The 17,715-nt window shown below is 49.2% G+C and carries 15 protein-coding genes; 8 read left to right on the top strand and 7 right to left on the bottom strand.

The features are described from left to right. Window positions 1–122: 122 nt before the first annotated feature. The 4 genes from rpsF (at window position 123) to ACXAGX_RS01765 (ending at window position 2,571) form a co-directional block, all read left to right on the top strand. Entirely contained in the window at window positions 123–521 is a 399-nt protein-coding gene (rpsF, locus tag ACXAGX_RS01780) for a 30S ribosomal protein S6 (protein WP_474819151.1), read from the top strand. An 11-nt stretch (window positions 522–532) separates the two neighbouring features. Beyond that, window positions 533–763, top strand: coding sequence for a 30S ribosomal protein S18 (gene rpsR, locus ACXAGX_RS01775; RefSeq protein WP_070126454.1), 231 nt, complete (start codon window positions 533–535; stop codon window positions 761–763). 17 nt (window positions 764–780) lie between these two features. After that, window positions 781–1,233, top strand: coding sequence for a 50S ribosomal protein L9 (gene rplI / locus ACXAGX_RS01770; RefSeq protein WP_474819158.1), 453 nt, complete (start codon window positions 781–783; stop codon window positions 1,231–1,233). Window positions 1,234–1,452: 219 nt separating this feature from the next. Further along, entirely contained in the window at window positions 1,453–2,571 is a 1,119-nt protein-coding gene (locus ACXAGX_RS01765; RefSeq protein ID WP_474836158.1) for a glycosyltransferase family 9 protein, read from the top strand. Window positions 2,572–2,587: 16 nt separating this feature from the next. Here the strand turns inward: ACXAGX_RS01765 and ACXAGX_RS01760 are convergent, their stop codons facing one another. The 3 genes from ACXAGX_RS01760 to ACXAGX_RS01750 all read right to left on the bottom strand — a co-directional run bounded on the left by ACXAGX_RS01760 (window position 2,588) and on the right by ACXAGX_RS01750 (window position 5,700). Beyond that, window positions 2,588–3,529, bottom strand: a complete 942-nt coding sequence (locus ACXAGX_RS01760; RefSeq protein WP_474836156.1) for a bifunctional helix-turn-helix transcriptional regulator/GNAT family N-acetyltransferase — start codon at window positions 3,527–3,529, stop codon at window positions 2,588–2,590. 72 nt (window positions 3,530–3,601) lie between these two features. Beyond that, window positions 3,602–4,693: a glycosyltransferase family 4 protein gene (locus tag ACXAGX_RS01755; RefSeq protein WP_474836154.1), complete on the bottom strand. Its 1,092-nt coding sequence runs from the start codon at window positions 4,691–4,693 to the stop codon at window positions 3,602–3,604. After that, entirely contained in the window at window positions 4,690–5,700 is a 1,011-nt protein-coding gene (locus ACXAGX_RS01750; RefSeq protein ID WP_474836152.1) for a glycosyltransferase family 9 protein, read from the bottom strand. The genes ACXAGX_RS01755 and ACXAGX_RS01750 overlap by 4 nt, the downstream gene beginning before the upstream one ends. Before the next feature lie 104 nt (window positions 5,701–5,804). On the opposite strand from ACXAGX_RS01750, the gene waaA reads away from it, so the two are divergent. Beyond that, complete coding sequence (waaA, locus tag ACXAGX_RS01745) at window positions 5,805–7,109, top strand: lipid IV(A) 3-deoxy-D-manno-octulosonic acid transferase (protein ID WP_474819172.1); 1,305 nt, start codon at window positions 5,805–5,807, stop codon at window positions 7,107–7,109. Window positions 7,110–7,386: 277 nt separating this feature from the next. Here the strand turns inward: waaA and ACXAGX_RS01740 are convergent, their stop codons facing one another. Continuing rightward, window positions 7,387–9,186 (bottom strand): cation:proton antiporter, encoded by a 1,800-nt coding sequence (locus ACXAGX_RS01740; RefSeq protein WP_474836150.1) that lies wholly within the window; start codon window positions 9,184–9,186, stop codon window positions 7,387–7,389. A gap of 220 nt (window positions 9,187–9,406) precedes the next feature. Between ACXAGX_RS01740 and ACXAGX_RS01735 the strand changes: the two genes are divergently transcribed. Continuing rightward, window positions 9,407–10,243 (top strand): hypothetical protein, encoded by an 837-nt coding sequence (locus tag ACXAGX_RS01735; RefSeq protein ID WP_474836148.1) that lies wholly within the window; start codon window positions 9,407–9,409, stop codon window positions 10,241–10,243. A gap of 156 nt (window positions 10,244–10,399) precedes the next feature. Continuing rightward, complete coding sequence (locus ACXAGX_RS01730; protein ID WP_474836146.1) at window positions 10,400–10,981, top strand: hypothetical protein; 582 nt, start codon at window positions 10,400–10,402, stop codon at window positions 10,979–10,981. A gap of 75 nt (window positions 10,982–11,056) precedes the next feature. Here ACXAGX_RS01730 and ACXAGX_RS01725 read toward each other — a convergent pair whose 3' ends face one another. The 3 genes from ACXAGX_RS01725 to thpR form a co-directional block, all read right to left on the bottom strand. Then, window positions 11,057–13,246: a M3 family metallopeptidase gene (locus ACXAGX_RS01725; protein WP_474836144.1), complete on the bottom strand. Its 2,190-nt coding sequence runs from the start codon at window positions 13,244–13,246 to the stop codon at window positions 11,057–11,059. A gap of 119 nt (window positions 13,247–13,365) precedes the next feature. Further along, window positions 13,366–14,220, bottom strand: a complete 855-nt coding sequence (gene purU, locus ACXAGX_RS01720) for a formyltetrahydrofolate deformylase (RefSeq protein ID WP_474819188.1) — start codon at window positions 14,218–14,220, stop codon at window positions 13,366–13,368. 76 nt (window positions 14,221–14,296) lie between these two features. Then, window positions 14,297–14,896, bottom strand: a complete 600-nt coding sequence (gene thpR, locus ACXAGX_RS01715) for an RNA 2',3'-cyclic phosphodiesterase (protein ID WP_474836142.1) — start codon at window positions 14,894–14,896, stop codon at window positions 14,297–14,299. Between the two features lie 122 nt (window positions 14,897–15,018). Between thpR and hrpB the strand changes: the two genes are divergently transcribed. Continuing rightward, window positions 15,019–17,526: an ATP-dependent helicase HrpB gene (gene hrpB, locus ACXAGX_RS01710; protein ID WP_474836140.1), complete on the top strand. Its 2,508-nt coding sequence runs from the start codon at window positions 15,019–15,021 to the stop codon at window positions 17,524–17,526. The last annotated feature ends 189 nt before the right edge of the window (window positions 17,527–17,715 follow it).

Genomic DNA, 17,715 nt, shown 5'->3' with positions numbered 1-17,715 from the left:
GCTTGTCTGCTGAACAATTGATCTATATAATGCGCCGCCTTACAGCCATCAAACCTAACTTAGTTCCTTGTCTCCATACAGTTGGGCTGTACTGTCGAGGCTACAACCGTAAGGAGCGTGTAATGCGTCATTACGAAATCGTATTTATGGTTCACCCTGATCAGAGTGAACAAGTACCTGGTATGATCGAGCGTTATACCACTATCCTGAAGCAAGAAGGTGGTCAAATCCATCGTCTGGAAGACTGGGGCCGTCGTCAACTGGCTTACCCAATCGAAAAGCTTCACAAAGCACACTACGTTCTGATCAACGCAGAAGCAACTGCTGAAGCTGTTGATGAGCTGGAAAATGCTTTCCGCTTTAACGATGTGATCCTGCGTAACCTGGTTATGCGCACGAAAAACGCTGTAACTGAAGCTTCTCCTATGATGAAGGAAGAGCGTCGTGAGCGTCGTGACGATTCTGCTCCACGCGGTGAACGCGCGGAAAAGAAAACTGAAACCACTGAAGATAACGCGTAAGGAGATCAATCATGGCTCGTTTTTTCAGACGTCGTAAGTTCTGCCGTTTTTCTGCAGAAGGTGTTGAGCAAATCGATTATAAAGATATTGCTACACTGAAAAACTACATCACTGAGAGCGGTAAAATCGTTCCTAGCCGTATCACTGGTACCAGTGCAAAGTATCAGCGTCAGCTGTCTACTGCTATTAAGCGCGCGCGTTTCTTAGCTCTGCTGCCGTACACAGATTCACACAACAAGTAAGCGAAGGGGTAACTTAGATGGAAATCATCTTATTAGACAAAATCGCTAACCTGGGTGGTCTGGGCGATACTGTAAACGTTAAAGCTGGTTTTGCTCGTAACTTCCTGTTTCCACAGGGCAAAGCAGTACCTGCAACTAAAGCAAACGTTGAAAAGTTCGAAGCACGTCGTGCTGAGTACGAAGCAAAAGTTGCTGAAGAGCTGTCTGCTGCACAAGCACGCGCTGACAAAGTTGCTGAGCTGGGCGAAGTAACTATCGCTGCTCCTGCTGGTGACGAAGGCAAACTGTTTGGTTCTGTTGGTACTCGCGACATCGCTGAAGCAATCACTGCTGCTGGCGTTGAGGTAGCGAAAGCAGAAGTTAAACTGCCTACCGGTACTCTGCGTGAAACTGGCGAATACGACATCGACCTGCAACTGCACTCAGAAGTAACTACTTCTGTTAAAGTTGTAATCGTTGCTGAAGCTTAATAGCTAACCAGTTAAACCGATTGAAAAAGCCGCGCTGAGCAATCAGGGCGGCTTTTTTTATGTCAGTTACTCTCTCAAACTTTAAAACACATCACCCCGTAAAGACAATTTACACCTGCCTTTACATCCCTTTAATCATCTCGTCGTATTTGTCGTTTACCATGCCGTCTTGCGTCTAAATCCAAGCTTTCACGCAAAGTGTACCAAAAGGACAAGAATGTGGACCCGGCTATAGCCAACCGACTTTCTTCAGCGAGAAGAATTCTTTACATGAGTCATATGGCCATCGGTGATTATCTTTATCAACGAACTTATCTACAAATGCTGTCGGAGCAGTATCCCAACGCAGAGATTGATCTATGGATAGATGATTTTCGCACGAAAGGGAAAGACTGGCAGAAAGGACGCTCAGATTTTCTTTCCAATTGGATGAAGGATGAGACGTTTATAAACCGTCTTTACCCTCAGGCCACCAGTATTGTTCACCGCAAGGAAATGTTGGAGGAAGCAAAAACACGAGGCTACGATGCTGTCTTGTTTATTGCCAATCTGCGTAGTGAACGCTTCGCCAGTGCGGCGAAAGAGATTGCTGGCAAATCAGGGTATTGTGCTGGTGTTGTAAATCAAAAGTCGTTGGATTGGCTACAACCCTGGAAATTTGCGGGCCTTGATGCTTGTTATCGTAATAACAAACGGGATGGGCAAAAGCCTATCCTGGCCAAATATGGTGATAATTTTGCTCAACTAGCGGGGTTACAGAGTGCACCGGCTATTGCCTCTTTAATTGTTGAAGCTGATGCGAAAACCCTAGCTGGCGAAGTGCTGCAACGCTGGCACAACAAGTTTGGCACCCAGCGGATGATGCTGGTCAATTCTATCTCCACCACGGCAAAGCGCGACTATCCCTGGGATAAAATGGAAGCGGTGATTCAGCGGTTGCATGGGCAATATCCTGACTATTTGTTTGTACTGAATGCACCTCCCCATCTCATTGAAGATTTTACGAGCAAAGCCGAAGCAATCGTATCTAACCATCAAATTCCCGCGGTGGCGTTTACTGCAATGGCAGGTATGCAGTCACTTGCGGCCATGATAAATCAGGCTGATTGTGTTCTCACCGTCGAAACTGCCATTATGCATTTTGCTGAGGCGTTATCAGTGCCGCAATGCGTGCTCATGCGCAACGCGTCTGCCCATTGGTGCCCGCCGTCGGCAAACTGTCGCTTGTTTTCAGACACTATAGTGGCCGATCTTAGTGTCGATAAAGTAGCTGATGAGGCATTGTCGCTTCTGTCAGATATCAGAGAAATCAAAAAAAACGGCGTGTTACGTTGTTGAGGACGCAGAGACAGGCTTATAAAGCACGCTCCATCTGAATATCTGCGCGGGCGTAAGGAGATGGCTTGGCATCAGTCAGTTCCTCAAACCCGAGTCTGCGGTAAAGGCGGATAGCGGTTTCAAGGCGGCGATTACTTTCCAGATAGAGTCGCTTGGCCCCCAGTTCCTTTGCCCTGGCAATCGCTGCCTGACCCAATTGCCAACCCAGACCTTTACCTTGTTCACTGTCGGTAACCGCCATTTTTGCCAGTTCATAGCAGTTGTCGCCCATATTGATTAGCGCCACGGTGCCACAAATTCGCCCGGCGTCATCCTGCAGCAATAAAATGTCGCCGCCTTTATCAATGATGTAGCCTTCCGGGTCTCCCAGGGAGGCATAGTCAGACGCTTCCATCTCGAAGTAGCGTTCAATCCAGAGCCGGTTTAGTTCGAAGAACGCGTCGCGGTGCTCACTGGAAAAGTGTATAACCCGGATACCCCCGCTGTTCAGGGCTTTCACCATGTCGAGCAGAGAGGAGGTATTCAGCAGGGTCTCTACAGCATTCAGCTGTGTAAGAAACCCGGGCGCTACCTGATTCAGTGCTGCATCAAGGGCATTGCCTATATCCGCGATTTGCTTTTCCAGCGCAGGCTGCATCGCCAGCCCTTCGGCAGTAAGTGTGAGTAATTGTACCCGTTTGTCGTCGGGGGACGGGCGCGTCTCTATCAATCCGGCGGTTTTCAGTTGTGTCACCGTCTTGCTGATAAACGGATGAGATTGCCCGGTCATCGTGGCAATACTGCCAACGCTTTGAGGCGACGCTTTCATCAGGCTGTAAATCACCGGAAACCAGCTTGGTTCCATCGGCACATGGTAGTTCTGGTAAACCTGCTGTGACTGCATTACCAGTTTTTCTGCCAGTCGGCGAAACCGGCTGCCCAATGCAGCTGCCCCTGCCTGGATCAGGATATCGTTCATCGTCATCACTCATTAATGTAACTAGTTACGGATATTATTTTATCCGATGAGAATTAGCAACAATGCATTTAGTCAGTGCTGACGATTGTGGAGTATATGCTGGTAAAGCTGACCGTATTTTTTTGCCATGATGTCTGGGGTAAACCGGGTCTGCAGATGGTGGTATGCCGCATTCCCTAACGCTCGCGCGCGTTGCGGATTATTCAACATATCAAGGATAGCTGCAGACAGCCTGTTAACGTCGCCGACAGGAACCAGCAATCCGGTCTGGTTGTGGTTAATAATTTCAGGAATTCCGCCCACCGGGCAGCTTATCATCGCGCACCTGCAGGCTGCGCCCTGCAACAGGATCACACCAAGGCCTTCGGCATGGGCCGGATGCACCATAACGTCAATAGCCGGAAGAATGCGGGCAACATCGTCGCTGAATCCACAGAGCCTGACTTTTTCGCGGAGCCCCTGTGCGTCAATTAACTGCTGATACGCATCGCGCTGTTTACCTTTGCCAAAAAGCAGACAAATTACGTCACCACGTTGCCGGACAACGCGTCCCATGGCGGCTATCAGTTCTGCCTGACCTTTGCGGGGAATGAGCTGGGCGAAATTAGCAATGACCTTGCTGCCAGGCGGTATGACGTAGTGCGCTTCCAGCCATTTTCGGGTGTTGGTATGAGTGTAATCACTGAGCTCAACGGCTGAATGAATTACTTCTACCCGATTTTCCCGACAATGCTGACTGACTACCCTGCGTACGCCCTCGGAAATACTGACGACCGTGTGGTAATAGCGATATTTCAACTTAGCCAGCCACGATTCAGGGTTGTCGACCCGGCGGGTGCACACGGCGGGTATCTGACTGTAGCGTGCGACCAGTCCGGCCCAGACATCGGCACCCCGCCGGCTATGCACATGCACGATGTCTGGCCGGTACTGCCTGATGCTGCGATTCAGCAGGAACGGAAAACGGATATCCACGTCACCGGCACAGGGAAGCGGCACCACGGTACAGTTGGGCAGCGATAATGCTGAGATTGCGCTACCCTCTGTGCAGACCAGAATATTGGCATAATGTGCCGGGTCGAGGGCGCGGATCAGGTATTCAACCTGCTTGGCACCGCCGTACAGCTGGCGCCCTAGCTCAATGTGCATAATACGCAGTGTCATATCTGCTGCTCCAGCCAGGCACCGACTTCTGCCGCAGAGATATTGCTCATACAGGTAAAGGCGCCATCACAGGTGGGTCTGCGTTTGCATGGGGCGCAGGAAAGGGCTTGGTAAATTACCCTGGCGCGGGAATTCTGCGTGTGCAGATACGGGCAGGTTGAGCCAAACAATGCGAGCACTGCACGCTCGTGAGCAATGGCCAGATGCGTGAGGCCCGTATCGACACCTACCACAGCGGTCGCGGCAGCTATCAGCGCGCCACTTGATTCAAGGCTCAGTAAACCAGCCACCACTACAACGTTATCTGCACCTGCTGCTAGTGCAACGGCATGGTCCCGATCAGCGGGCCCACCGGCTATCACCAGCGGGATCGCTGAACGGGCGCCAAAATCCCTGATAAGCTGTTGCCAGTGGCTGTCAGGCCAGTGCTTTTGCGGTCGGGTGGTGAACGGACACAGCACGATAAACGGATTGCCGCCGTTGATAAATGTGCCACACACCGCGTTAAGTGCGGCGTGCGCCGCTGGCGAAGCAGGCAGATGCATGGTGTAGGTTGATGCGCCCAGATAACGGCCCAGGGCTTTGTATTCAGAGCAGATGTCGTTACTTACCGGCTTATCAATACATTCCGTAAGCAGCCGCTCACTATGCTCTTTGCTTCTGAATCCAATTCGCCGCGGAGCGCCTGACAGCCAGCAAAGAAAGGCACTTTTGAGCAGCCCCTGAGCGTCTATGGCAAGGCTGAAATTTTGCATTCTGAGCGTGCGGCGAAATGCGCGAATTGTCCGGAACAGGGTCAGCCACTTACGTTCTTTTGCCAGTGCCGTCCATTCAGCCTTCGGCCAGGGGATAACGGCATCAATATCCGGATGCGCGGCGATAAATTTGCAGTAAGGCGCTTCGACCAGCCAGGTAATACTGACGTCACCTGAAGATGTTTTTATGTTGGCCGGTAATCCCGAGGCCATTACAATATCGCCAATCGCGCTTAACTTTACAAAAAGCACCTTTGGCCGGATTGGGGCGTCTGACATAAAATAGGCGCACAAACAGAGATCAGGCTTCGCAGTTAAGCAAATAAAAGCGACACTTTAATGACGACAGGAAGTAAATGATGACAGCCCCGCGCGATAATTACCGACCAACCCTGGGCCAGAATGCGTTTCGCTGGTTTTATTCGTTGGTATTGGCGCTTATTGTTCCCTTTGCGTTTATCAACCTGATGATTCGAGGCCGCAAGCGCAACAAAGAGTATAATCATCGCCGATTCGAGCGATTTGGTTTTGTGCGTCGCCCGGCAAAAACCGGTGGGTATCTTTTCCACTGCGTGTCGGTGGGAGAAGTAGTCGCCGCATCGGTGTTGATTAAAAAAATAATGCGCGATGAGCCAGAAACATCAATAACCATCACCACAACCACGCCAACAGGCTCTGCACGGGTACGCGATATTTTCGGTGATGCGGTACATCATTTTTATCTGCCTTACGATCTTCACATGGCCATGTCTGGTATGCTTCGCCGGGTTAAACCCAAGATGGTATTGATTACCGAAGTGGAATTATGGCCCAACTTTATTCATTGTTGTTGGCGGCGCCACATTCCAGTCGTGGTTGTGAATGCCCGCATGACGGACCGCTCAGCAAAGCGCTATAAAAAACTCAGCATACTCTTCGCTCCCATGCTGCATAAAATCAGTCATGTTTGTGCTCAGGGCCAACGGGATTATGATAACTACCTGTTCCTTGGCTTAGACAAGCAAAAGCTGACGCTTACCAACAACATCAAATTTGATCAGGCCGTGTCTGCCGGTAGCGCGTTGTCAGATTTCCATGGCGTCAGTCGCGATTCCCGCACTGTACTCATTGGTGGCAGTACCCACGATACTGAGGAACTCGCGCTGATCCGCACCTACCAGCAATTGAAAAGCGAATACCCGCCGTTGTTGTTGATCCTGGTACCCAGGCATCCAGAGCGCTTTAATGTGGTGAAAAAATTGCTGACGGAAGAAAAAATGCAGGCCGTCTTTTCCTCTGAAGGCGGGCAAGTGACACCGGGAACCGATGTGCTATTGGTGGATGAAATGGGCAAACTAAACGCTGCTTATCAGGTTGCCAGCATCGCTTTTGTGGGGGGAAGTCTGGCGGACAGAGGCGGACACAATGCCCTGGAACCCGCAGCAGTAAAGTTACCCGTCATCATGGGGCCAAATACCTATAACAACCCCGTAATTTGTCAGTACCTGCAGGACAACGGCGCGTTGTTTGTCGTTAATGACGCAACGGCACTGGCAATTTGTTGCCAATCATTGCTGACAGACCCTGCCAAAGCGAAACAGTCGGGTGAGGCGGGCTACGCTGTGTTAAGGGCTAATCAAGGCGCTGTAGAAAAAACCATCGAAGTCATTCGTTCCCTGTGACCAGCATTAGTGCGAATAGGAGTTTTATGGGCACCAATTTGGTGCGGTTGAATTTTTGATTGCTTGATTATTCATCAAATTTTTAACTACGTTTATGTTTCTTTAGGCTTTTTTACATTTGGCACTGTGTTTGCTCTTATATGGCCGACGACGCTAATCAAGCAAAAAATAAACAACAACGCATCCAATAATAATAATAGAGGGGAGCACTTGATTACTCGTTTTTCCAGGGAGAGGCACCCTGCCGAAAGGTGGGGTGCTGTTCTGGCCTCAGATCTCAGACAGGTTCACTGTCAGGTACAATAAGACTTATCAATTTCCAGTTCGCTTTAGGTTCTAGCGCTTTCCCGGAAAGGAAGGTGTGGGTACGACCATTCTCATCAAATGCAACCAAGGGTACCGCTCTGTCACCATACTGCTTAGTGTAATCGGCGAAGCTAAACTCTTCACTCAAGCGGGTAGTCTTAACTTTGGCACCGCGAGTGACCGCCGTTGCCAAATAGCCATAGGTTACACCCTCGTCAAACAATGCCATTTTCTTCGCATACTGAGTACTGACCTGATGGCTAGGTCTTGCCGTTTGCTCATTGTTGGTAAGTCCCCAAACCTTATCTTTACCCATGGTGTACTCAAAGTGATAGGCAATCATTGGATTAAGTTGTTTGTAGGGCGACATGATCAGTACCGTGCCGAAGAGGTTGAGTTCGAGGCTTCTGGCAGCATGGTCAGACATCGGGTTGCCGAAGTAAGCGGGGATATCCATCATGCGGGTTTCCCGAATGGCATCCCAGTTCGTGTCTGCTATGCAAACCGGTAAGTTGTGGCTCTGCAATTCCTTTGCTAGAAGTCGGCTGAATTTGCTACCACCAAAAATGAGAAAACCATTAGGGGCTGGCGAACGCACTTTTAGAAACGTCGCTACATATTTAGAAGACAAGCTCTGCACCACCACGGTGGCAATTATTACTACGAAAACCATTGGAACAATAACGCCTGCGCCCTCGTAACCTATTTCTTCCAACTGCAGAGAAAACAGTGCTGATACCGCAGCTGCAACAATACCACGGGGGGCTATCCAGCTAATCAGTGCCAATTCACGCCAGTTGAGTCCGGTTCCTAATGATGAAGCGAGCACTGAAAGCGGTCGCGCGACAAACATAATGGCTACCAACACCACAAATACCCCAGAACCCACTTCTATAACGGCGTTTAGGTCGAGTCGTGATGCGAGAATGATAAATAATCCGGAGATAAGCAACACGCTAAGTGTTTCCTTAAATTCCAGAATGTCCTCAACATCCACATCTTTCATATTAGCCAGCACCATACCCGCAATAGTCACTGCCAGCAGGCCTGACTCGTGGGCAAGCGCGTTTGAAATGGCGAAAATACCAAGGATAAGGGTGAGTACAGCAGTATTTTGCAGATAATGTGGAATGAGTTCTTTTCTTAGTGAAATGCCAAGCAGATAACCACCGGCAAGACCAAAAATGGTGCCCAGTCCTACCGTCTTACCAAAGGCGATGAGGGTGTGCATTAGCGCGGTGTCTTGTGACGCCACGATATACTCGTAAACCAGAACCGCTAGTAAGGCCCCGATGGGATCGATAACAATGCCTTCCCAGCGAAGAATGTTGGCGATATTACTTTTGGGCCTTACTGTCCGAATCATCGGAACAATAACCGTTGGACCCGTTACAGTGACTATGGCCCCAAAAAGTGCTGAAAGCTGCCATGAAAGATCCAGGCTAAAATGCGCGGCGAGTGCAGCGATTACCCAGGTAACCAAAACACCTACGCTACACAGGTTTCTTACCATGTTGCCATGACCGGCGATATCGCTGAACTTGAGCGTTAATGCGCCCTCGAACAGGATAATTGCTACAGACAGTGAGACCACTGGAAATAACAGATCGCCAAACAGAGCATCGGCATCGAGTAGGTGAAATGTGGGACCGACGATAATGCCGACAATGAGTAGCGGCAAGATAGCCGGTAACCGAATTTTATAGGCCAGGAACTGGCAGCAAATCGACAGCAGTCCGACGGTGACGAGGCTCAGTAGAGGGTCTGACACGTTATTTTCCTTTTTACCTTAAGTTTTCCGCCATTAAACAAATTTGGCATCTTATTGTTATATGGCTTGTTTATACTGCTTGCAGGATGAACCGGATTTACTTTCAAAAGGTTGCATAACGTCGCTACCTGCGTGCATAGTACTGAAGTTTGTTCTTATCATATTGTTTTAATTATCTATAGCTAATATAGCTTAGGCCCTTCTGTCAAAGAGAGTAATTGTGAATCGTATTTTTTTGTTATTGAGCCCTTTGTTCCTGATGACGGGTTGCTCCGTGTCAGCAGATACCCAGCGAGGGGTTGAGGTACTGTCCAGTTATTCTTTGGATAATGCACTAAAAGAAACCTCAGGTCTGTTCTGTATAGACGGAGGCGCGTTCTCAATTAACGATTCTGGCAATAAGCCGGAACTGTTCACCATAAACGAATTGGGTAAAATTACCGGAAAGGCAGAGCTGGATATCACTAACCAAGATTGGGAAACCATCACGGGAAATGAAGATTATTTGTATATCGGTGATATTGGCAATAACGCCGGTAAACGAAAAAACCTCAAGATATACAGAATAGATCGCAAAGACAGTTCGAAAACAGAAAAATTGCGCTTCACGTATACCGGTAATAAGCCTGTAGACAATGTGCCTTACGCCCACGATTACGACGGTGAAGCAATGACTATGCGTGACGGTAAACTGCAGATTTTCTCGAAGAGCTGGGCGACAGAGACCGCGCATGTGTACAACGTACAGGACATCAAAGCCAAACAAGCGCTTTCGCCAATCGCAAACGTTGAAGGGTTACCTGGTGTTGTTACTGGCGTAGACTGGAGCGAAGAGAAGCAGGAATATGCGCTGGTTGGGTATCGCAGTAACGCACTGGGCATGTTTAAGCCGTTTATCGCCACGATAAGCAATGAGTATCAAGTTACTGGCGTTCATATGCTGTCGCAATTTGCGCAAGTAGAAGGCGTTTGCCATGCGCCAAATGGCAATATCTGGATCACACAAGAAAGTTCTCCATATACTTCTGCAAAAATCGCAGTACTGAAAATCAACTAATTGTTTTAAAAATCAACAGATGCCGATTATAAGGGTATAGTTTTAGACTAATTGATAATCTAATTTTATACCCAAAGTCTCTCACCTTTTCTTATACTCAGTTCATCGATTGCAGCGACGAGCTGCGTTAACTAAATAATGAGAAGGGAGCTGGCAATGTCGAAGTTTATTGCATCTTTAGCAATTTGTGCTTCGCTGAGCACATTTCAGGTTCATGCTGGCTCTTTGTTCAGTGAGAAAACGGAGGCTTGGCTGAAAAAGCACCTCGAAGTCTCAAAGCAATTTGCCGTTTCACTTACCAAGAACAAAATCAAATTTAATGGCTGTCAGCAGAAAGACTACAAACTCAGTATGTCCTTACAGCTTTCAGATAATACAAGTGTCGAGACCCTGGCCCTTTACGGCAGAGGGGTATTAGAGTTTGGTGTTTTCAATCAACGGGTAACATCCCGTTCTTACGAAGTGATCTCGTGGTGGCATAATGAAGATTTTCGTTACGGCATCGCAACGGGTTTACGTCCAGCCCACGACCTTGATTTACCTATGAGCGGATCATTGGCGTTACCAGATAGTCGCACGCTATCCGTTTACATCGAAACCGATGGCTTCAAAGAAGATCATGTTTTGTCTTTTGCTATGCGACGTGAGACGTGGTTAGGCAATACTTCGGATTTGACGCTTAACTGGGATAAAAGTTACGACAATCAACTGCAACTGGGTTACCGAATTAGTTTTTGACATCGACTGAGAGGCCGGTTTCACTAAAAAGGGGGCGATGATTTCATCGCCCCTTTCTTATATGCAAGTGGTTACTTACTTATCTTCTGGAACCGGGAAGCCGCGGTCTCGCATCAGTGCGTCCACTTCCGCGTCGCGACCTCGGAACTTGCGATACGCCTCTGCTGGGTCCATTGCGTTACGTACAGAGAACAGGTATTTAACCAGCTTCGCAGACACTTCCTTATCGTAGAAACCGCCCGGCGCTTCACGGAAAGCTTCAGCGGCATCGGAAGACAATACATCGGCCCACATATAGCCGTAGTAACCTGAAGAATATCCTTCACCAGAGAATACGTGACCAAACTGGGTGCTGCGGTGACGCATCACGATTTCTTCTGGCATATTCAGTTTAGCTAACTGTTCGCGCTCGAAAGCATCGGGATCAATTTTGTCAGGATCTGTGGTGTGATACAGCAAATCCATAATGGCTGATGCCATGTACTCAGTGGTGCCGAAGCCTGAGTTAAACGTGGCGGCATTTTTAATTTTCTGCACCAGTTCTGCAGGGATAGGCTCGCCGGTTTTATAGTGAACCAGATAGTTGTTGATCACTTCGTCAGTGGTAAGCCAACGTTCCAGCAATTGAGATTGGAACTCGGTGTAATCACGAACGCCAGAGTGTGAGGTTGGATACTTTACATCTGCCGACAGGAAGTGCAGTGCGTGACCAAACTCATGGAAATACGTGTTGGCGTCATCCCAGGAAATCAGCGTTGGCTCGCCTTCCGGCCCTTTCACGAAGTTTGAGTTGTTAGAGGCCAATACGGTTGTTTCGCCATCGTAGGTGGTGTAACTACGATATGTGGTTGCCCAGGCGCCAGAGCGCTTACCCTGACGAGCAAACGGGTCGAGGTACCATAAACCAATCAACTTACCGCTGTCTTTGTCTTTCACTTCCCACACTTTCACGTCAGGGTGGAAAACGGGCACTTTTCCTTCTGGTACTGGTGTAAAGTCGAAGTTGAACAAACGACCGGCTACGTAGAACATCGCTTCGCGTAACTTATCTAACTGCAGATATTGTTTTACTTCATTGGAATCGAGATCGTATTTTGCCTGACGGACTTTCTCAGCATAGAAGCGATAATCCCACGGTGCGATGGTGATATCTGCGCCTTCTTCATCGGCAATGGCTTGCATGTCTGCCACTTCTTCATCGACGCGAGCAATGGCTGCAGGCCATACCTTCATCATCAGATCCATGGCATTTTCAGGTGTCTTAGCCATGCGATCTTCTAAGCGCCACTGGGCATAATTGTCGTAGCCAAGCAGTTCTACACGCTCATCACGCAACGTCAGAATTTGCTTGATAACGTCGTTGTTATCAAACTCATCACCATTGTCACCACGGTTGTAGTAGGTGTTCCACACTTTCTCACGCAGTTCGCGATTGGTGCTGTAGGTGAGGAACGGGTCCATGGATGAACGTGTGTTAGTGATTGCATACTCACCTTCATGGCCACGTTCTTTAGCCGCTGTAGCGGCACCCTTAATAAAAGAATCAGGTAATCCACCTAATTGACCTTCGGTGATGTAAGTGACATAGCTTTCTTCATCATGCAGCACGTTGCTGGAAAACTTGTTGTAGAGACCGGCTAACTCTTTGCTGATTTCAGCATAGCGCGCTTTGCCTTCGGCATCTAAAGTGGCACCATTGCGAGCGAAACCGTTATAGACATTGCTAACTACACGCTTTTCCTCTTCGCCCATGCTTTGCAGCTCTTCGCTTTCATATACGGCTTTTACACGCTCGAACAAGGCTTCGTTCTGGGTAATTTTTGTTGAATAGGCCGACAGTTCCGGAGACATCTCCGTGCGCACGGCGCGGAACTCTGGGCTCGATTTATTTGAACTGAAAATGCCATAATATTTAAACACGCGGCTAAGTGCACTGCCTGCGCGTTCCATGGCCACGATAGTATTCTCGAATGTGGGCGGCTCTGGATTATTAGCAATCGCTTCAATTTCGGCGAGGTTCAACTCCATCCCTTTGCGCAGGGCAGGTTTCACATCTTCAACCTTCATTTTGTCGAACTGTGGTACACCGCCGTATGGGCCGGGGAATTCTTGCAGTAGCACATTGCTGAATTCACTGGCTTGTTGGGTTTGTGTTGTTTGCGGTGCAGCAGCGGTAGTCGCTGTCTCATTGGCAGCCTGATCAGAACAGGCGGTAAGGGACAGGGCAACGGCCAGGGCCGTTAGTGAGGTTTTAAAGTTTCCCATGGTTCATTCCATCGTCGTTATTATCAGCACTCCAGTCTACTGGAATGCTGATAACATCGCTATATGGCGACGACGGGCACTACCTGAGGCGAGTTACTTTACCTTTACGCAAAAGCGTCTTAAGCAAAAACAACCGTCTTATTGCGATGAATGATCACCCGGTCTTCCAGGTGATTACGCACGCCGTGGGCGAGGGCATTTACTTCGCAGTCTTTACCTTTGCGCACCATATCGGCCGCACTGTCGCTATGGCTGATGCGCTTCACGCTTTGTTCGATGATTGGCCCCTCGTCGAGATCTTTGGTGACGTAGTGGCAAGTTGCACCAATCAGCTTTACACCGCGATCGTAAGCCTGCTGATACGGACGGGCACCAGCAAAAGAAGGCAGGAAGCTATGGTGGATGTTAATGGCTTTGCCCTGCAGTTTTTGGCACAAGGTATCGGGTAAAATCTGCATAAAGCGAGCGAGCACGGTTAAATCAATATTGTAAGATTCAAGCAAGGTTTCAATTTGAGAGAACGCTTGTTCTTTACCTAACGATTTGAAATCCACCCAGTGGAAAGGCACTTTGTACCAGTCAGCAAACTGTTTCATCTGCGGATGGTTACCAATGATCACCGGAATATCACAGTGAAGTTCACCGGTATGCCAGCGGTGAAGCAAATCCACCAGGCAATGTGACTCAAGGCTAGCTAGCAATGCCATGCGCTGCTTGGCGCGCGAATCCGTCAGTTTCCAGTTCATTTGGAATTCGTTGGCCAGCGGGGTGAAAGCTTCGATGAAGCTGTCGTAGTTTAGGCGAAGAGAGTCTGCGCCAATCTCGTGGCGCATGAAAAAACGACCGGTCTGCAAATCGGTATGATGGCTGGCTTCTACAATGGTACCGCCATGATCGGCTAAGAACTGGGAAACCCGGGCAACCAGGCCAACCTGATCGGGGCAATCGATAACTAAACGAAACGTATGCTGCATGATGATTATAACTCTGAAAAATATGCCTCATGTTTTACCATGCGGTGCGCATCTGTAAAGCCGAAATTAATATATCTCATAGCAGTCCCCGGCGAAGCCGCTCGCGAACAGAAATATTCGGCTCCAATGACCAGGAATGTCGGATGGGATACCGTACCCCAGAAGGTGTTGAAACCGACTCAAAAAAGTGAAAATCCTGACAGTGCAATTTTAGTGATGGCGGGAGTAGAGGTGCAGGTACCTTGCTGGTGGCTTTTCTCACCAAAGTAACGTGCGGACGATATTCCCGACTTTCTACCGGAATGCCGCTGGCCCGGGCAGCTTTGCGGATTTCCTTTGCCAGTTTCATCAGCGGCTTTTCGGGCGAAGAGGGCGCGGCAAAGAGAATTTTCGGGCCGTCCCAATAGCCGGTGGTATCCAATTTAACATCAAAAGGCTCAGCAGTGAGCTCGTCCAGAATGGAAAGTAATTCGTCATGCTGGCGGGGAGTGATGTCACCAAGAAATGCCAGCGTGATGTGATAGTTTTCTGGCGGTACCGCAACCGGCGGACTTTTCTGATTAGGCAGTAATCCTTCAGGCCGCTTGGCAGACACAGACGGCAGGGCTTTCTCACGCCATTCTGCCAGGGCAAGTTTGTTGTTAGCGGACAAGTCCAGTCCGATGAAGCTACGCATAATTGAGTTTCCACTGAATCTGAACGGGCTGATCCCAGCAAATCGAAAAGTAAGTATACCAGCCCGTGCAAAATCATGGCAGGCAGGTAAAATGCGCCATACAACAACCACACTGAAGCACTATGACTGCCGCCAGAACTGATTTGCCTGCCAGCGCCCTTATTCCTGAACTGCTCGATGCCGTCGCAACCGGCAATGTGATTGTCGGCGCGCCGCCGGGAGCGGGTAAATCAACGGTTTTACCCCTTGGTCTGTTAGAGGCGGTGGATGGGCGTATCATCATGTTGCAACCCCGTCGTGTGGTGGTACGCAATCTGGCAGCTTATCTGGCATCCCAGCTGGGTGAGAAGGTAGGAGAAACGGTGGGTTACCGTATTCGCGGTGAGAACAAAACCAGTGCGGCTACCCGCCTTGAAATAGTAACTGAAGGGGTGCTTTCCCGTCTTATTCAGAACGATCCAGAACTTACCGGCGTTTCTTTGATCATCTTCGATGAATTTCATGAACGCAGCCTGCATAGCGACTTTGGCCTGGCACTGACGCTGGAAGTGCAGGAGGGCTTGCGCGATGACTTAGGTGTTATCGTCATGTCTGCCACGCTCGATGTGGACGAACTGAAAACGCTGTTGCCCGATGCCGCAGTGTTAAAGTCGGAAGGCCGACAATTTGAGGTGGAAGAGGTCTACCTTGGACAGCCTGCTGCACATCAAATGCATGAAGCCGTGGCTCGCGCGGTGAAAAACAGCGTAGATTTGGATGATGGCGACATTCTGGTATTTTTGCCGGGCACCGGCGCTATCAGGCGGGTTGCGAATTTGCTTCATGATCGAAATGTGTCGTCTCATTGTGTGATTCATCAGCTGTACGGTGCGCTCACTAAAGATCGGCAGATGGCGGCGATTCAACCGGACGAAAATGGTAGAAGAAAAGTTATTCTTGCAACGAATGTCGCTGAGACCAGCCTGACCATTGAGGGCATTTGTGTGGTGATTGATAGTGGCCTCGAAAATGTAGCGACCTTCCATCAATCCAGTGGTTTTACCCAATTGAACACCCAATTAATTTCTCAGGCATCAGCGACTCAGAGAAAAGGCCGAGCTGGACGACTCGGGCCGGGGAAGGTGTATCGTTTATGGAGCAAAGAACAGCAAGATCGCCTGGCTGGCTTTCCCGTTCCGCAAATTCAGCGTGAAGACATCACATCGCTGTATCTCGATGCGCTGGCATGGGGCACGAAGCCTGAAGACATGGCCTTGCTTACCAAGCCTTCTAAAGCGCAGTGCAACGGTGCGATCCAGCGTTTGCAAGCCCTTGAGGCACTTGATGATAGCGGTAACCTCACGGGAACCGGGCGACAGATTGCCGAGGTGCCCGCACAACCCGCTATCGCAGCGATGCTGATGAAAGCCGAGGCGCTGGAATCGCAATTCAACGGTCTGTTTACAAAGGGCACCATCAAAGAAGCGGCATGTTGGATAGCAGCGGTTGCTGAAGAGAATATTATGCAGTCGTCAGGTATTCGCCTTTCAACATGGCTACAGCACGCAGAGGCTTCCACTGTGGAACGCATGAAAAGTCAGGCTCGACGGTACGCAAAACTGATAGCGACGGAGTTAAAACATTCGCCCGATAAGCTGCCCGCCAGAGCGCTAAGTCTATGTCTTGCGGTTGCTTTCCCATTTCGGGTGGCATATCGCCGCAAGAGTAACGAGTATAAGCTTGCCAGTGGCCGCGGCGCGAAGTTACCAGACAATGTTATTGAGAAGTCGGATTGGCTGGTAGTGTTAGATGGTCAGGTGCTGGGAAGTGACGTTACTATTCGAACTGCAGAACCGGTAACCGACTCGGATTTGCGAGCATTATTTCCCCAGCATTTTAGCGCTCGGGAAACAATGATCTTCAATGCTCAGAAGAAGCAGATGGAGGCGCGAACCACTGAAGGTTTTTATAACATTACGTTGAGTAGCGAACCCGCTACTTCGGTAAGTGAAACCGTCGTGGCTACGGCATGGTATCAGCTTCTTGAAGCGACGCTCTTGAATGACTGGCCGATGTCTGAAAGAGACCGGACATGGTGGAACAGATATCAACTAGCTTGTAAGTACTCACTACGGCAGCCGCAGGCCTTTGATGGCGACGCAAATTGGCAGCCCGCAGACTCGCCTTTATCTTTACTGCAAGCTGATGAGCTTAAAAAGCGACTTGGGAAACTCCGTCGCTGGGAGCAGCTTGAAAGTCTTAGCTGGGCAAACCTCTGCCACCAGGCATTGCCTTGGGGACAGCAGCATGCAATGGACACTTTCCTGCCAGTGAGTATTACGGTACCTGCTGGCGAGAATCGAAAGTTGGTTTATCGGTCTGATGGCGAAGTGATGCTTGCAGTAAAGTTGCAGGAAATGTTCGGGCAAACTGAGCCTGTAACGGTAGCTGACGGAAACAGAATCGTGACGATTGAGTTATTGTCGCCGGCCGGACGACCCATTCAAACCACCTCCGATCTTAAAGCGTTTTGGCAGGGCAGTTACTTCGATGTGCAGAAAGAAATGAAAGGTCGCTATCCTAAACACCGATGGCCTGACGATCCGATGAGTGAAAAACCTGGGCGTTCGATTAAAACGAGAAACAAGTAGCCCGACCGTCGCTCATAAAAAAGTTATTTCCCGTGCTGTCTACTGCTATTTAGTGGTAATTTTTCATGACTCAACCCCTTGTTTTTGAAAAAGATAATGAGGGGAATTCCATCATAAATACCCTGTATATAAATTAAGCGACTGATATTTAAGTAAATATTAGGCGGCATAGTTATTTATAAATTTTAT

The organism is Alteromonas sp. ABV4_515, from assembly GCF_056160345.1.
Note: the sequence above shows the minus strand (reverse complement) of the source record. Positions and strands in the feature narration are given on the sequence as shown.

Excerpts from the sequence above, each read along its gene's own strand:
- purU (WP_474819188.1), bottom strand. The coding sequence starts at position 14,220 with ATGCAGCATACGTTTCGTTTAGTTATCGATTGCCCCGATCAGGTTGGC.
- ACXAGX_RS01725 (WP_474836144.1), bottom strand. The coding sequence starts at position 13,246 with ATGGGAAACTTTAAAACCTCACTAACGGCCCTGGCCGTTGCCCTGTCC.
- rplI (WP_474819158.1), top strand. The coding sequence starts at position 781 with ATGGAAATCATCTTATTAGACAAAATCGCTAACCTGGGTGGTCTGGGC.
- ACXAGX_RS01730 (WP_474836146.1), top strand. The coding sequence starts at position 10,400 with ATGTCGAAGTTTATTGCATCTTTAGCAATTTGTGCTTCGCTGAGCACA.
- waaA (WP_474819172.1), top strand. The coding sequence starts at position 5,805 with ATGATGACAGCCCCGCGCGATAATTACCGACCAACCCTGGGCCAGAAT.
- thpR (WP_474836142.1), bottom strand. The coding sequence starts at position 14,896 with ATGCGTAGCTTCATCGGACTGGACTTGTCCGCTAACAACAAACTTGCC.
- rpsR (WP_070126454.1), top strand. The coding sequence starts at position 533 with ATGGCTCGTTTTTTCAGACGTCGTAAGTTCTGCCGTTTTTCTGCAGAA.
- rpsF (WP_474819151.1), top strand. The coding sequence starts at position 123 with ATGCGTCATTACGAAATCGTATTTATGGTTCACCCTGATCAGAGTGAA.
- ACXAGX_RS01760 (WP_474836156.1), bottom strand. The coding sequence starts at position 3,529 with ATGAACGATATCCTGATCCAGGCAGGGGCAGCTGCATTGGGCAGCCGG.
- ACXAGX_RS01755 (WP_474836154.1), bottom strand. The coding sequence starts at position 4,693 with ATGACACTGCGTATTATGCACATTGAGCTAGGGCGCCAGCTGTACGGC.
- hrpB (WP_474836140.1), top strand. The coding sequence starts at position 15,019 with ATGACTGCCGCCAGAACTGATTTGCCTGCCAGCGCCCTTATTCCTGAA.